Consider the following 1,858-nt stretch of genomic DNA (forward strand, 5'->3'; position numbering starts at 1 on the left):
GCCCGGGGTCCACGATGGTGCGCTTCAGGCGCCGCTGCACCCCGCGCCGAGTTCCTCGACTGTGCCGGTGGCCTCCGCTCCGGGCCCTCCGGGTATACGCGCGAGGCAGGTCGAGTCCTGCGTGACGCCAGAGTCGGCAGTCGTGGCGTCACCGAGGTGCCAACCCTGGGCCACGAGAGGCTCCCTGTCCGCGCTTTCAGCACCCCGTCACGCCAATTTCCAGCAGGAAACACCAGGTCAGAGCCGCATCAGACCGGCGTGCGCCAAAAAGGGGTCACCTTGGCTCGCCATGGCGCCATCCGTGTGCCATGATGACGCCATGGACCTCACGCCCTACGTCGGTAACCTTCGACAGGAGCTGGCCCTCGCCGCGGACGCCGCCGGCGGTGGTGAAGCTCGCGCACTCGCCGAGCGCCTCACCGCGCCGCTGGAATCCGCCGCCCGGCTGACCCTTCTCGACGCGCTGTCCGCCGCGATGGCCGAGGTCACGCGGGAGCTGGCGCCGGGCTCGGTCGATGTGCGACTGCGCGGAGTCGACCCGGAGTTCGTGGTGACGGCGCCGTCCGCGGCCGAAGCGTTCCAGGACGGCGTACGGGCGGTACGGGACACGGTTCGGGACGCGGAACGGGACACGGTTCAAGACCGCGAACCCGGCGCCATGGCGCGGATCAACTTCCGTCTCCCCGCCCACCTCAAGACCCGGGCCGAGAGCACCGCGGCGGCGGAGGGACTGTCGGTCAACGCCTGGCTGGCGCGGGCCGTCACCACCGCTCTCGACACCGCGGCCCGCTAGGGCAACCCACCTTCACCTCAGTACCCGCCGCACACCCGGCACGGCCACACCGCGAAACCGCGAAACCGCGAAACCGGCGGAATCAATCACCCGAACCAAGAGGACGGAACAGCCATGCCTGCTTTCGAGACCCCCGAACCCATCGCCGTCACCCTGGAGTTGGAGGCCGGCTCCGCCCACATCACCGCGGGCAAGCGCACCGACACCGTCGTCGAGGTGCTGCCGCGCGACGGTTCCGACGACAACGACATGCGTGCCGTGGAGCAGACCCAGGTCAGCTTCTCCGGCGGCCGGCTCGTCGTGAAGGCGCCCAAGAAGCGGTCCCCGTTCGGCAAGCCGGGCTTCATCGAGGTGACCGTGGAACTGCCCGCCGGTTCGGACGTCCGGGGCACCACGGCCATGGGCGGCCTCTTCTGCTCGGGCCGCATCGGCGACGTACGGCTGAAGACCTCGCTCGGCGACCTCCAGGTGGACGAGGCGGCCGCCGCCGAGCTCAGGACCGACCACGGCGACATCCGGCTGACCCGCGCCACCGGGGACGTGGACATCACCGGCTCGGGCCGGATCGCGGTCGGCACCGTCGCCGGTGCGGCCACCGTGAAGAACAGCAACGGCGGGACCGAGATCCGCGAGGTCACCGGCGCCCTCACCACCGACGCAGCCAACGGCGACATCTCCGTCGGCATCGCGCACGGCGCCGTGGGCGCCAAGTGCGCCAACGGCCGCATCGAGGTCGGCGTCGCCCACGCCGGGGTCGACGCGGAGGCGGCCAGCGGTCACATCCGCGTCAGCGACGCCATCCGCGGCCGGATCGACCTGCGCACCTCCGTCGGCAACCTCGAAGTCGGCATCCACGAGGACACCGCCGCCTGGCTCGACGTGCAGGCCACCTACGGCACGGTCCGCAACGCGCTCGGCTCGGCCACCGCACCCGCGGGCGGCGACGAGACCGTCGAAGTGTGCGCCCGCACCTCGGCCGCCGACGGGGCCCCCACGGGGATCGTGCACTCGGCCGGCTACCACCTGAAGATCACGACCGAGGGCAAGCGCGTCACGGCCCTGCAC

At 71.6% G+C, this 1,858-nt stretch carries 2 protein-coding genes; both read left to right on the forward strand.

Features of this window, described 5'->3' with window-relative positions; translation table 11 throughout:
* The first annotated feature begins 319 nt into the window (after positions 1–319).
* Complete coding sequence (locus tag GUY60_RS37315) at positions 320–793, forward strand: hypothetical protein (RefSeq protein ID WP_161705940.1); 474 nt, start codon at positions 320–322, stop codon at positions 791–793.
* Positions 794–907: 114 nt separating this feature from the next.
* A partial coding sequence (locus tag GUY60_RS37320) for a DUF4097 family beta strand repeat-containing protein (RefSeq protein WP_161705941.1) occupies positions 908–1,858 on the forward strand: 951 nt, incomplete at its 3' end.

This window comes from Streptomyces boluensis, assembly GCF_009908195.1.
Taxonomy (GTDB): Bacteria; Actinomycetota; Actinomycetes; order Streptomycetales; family Streptomycetaceae; genus Streptomyces; species Streptomyces boluensis.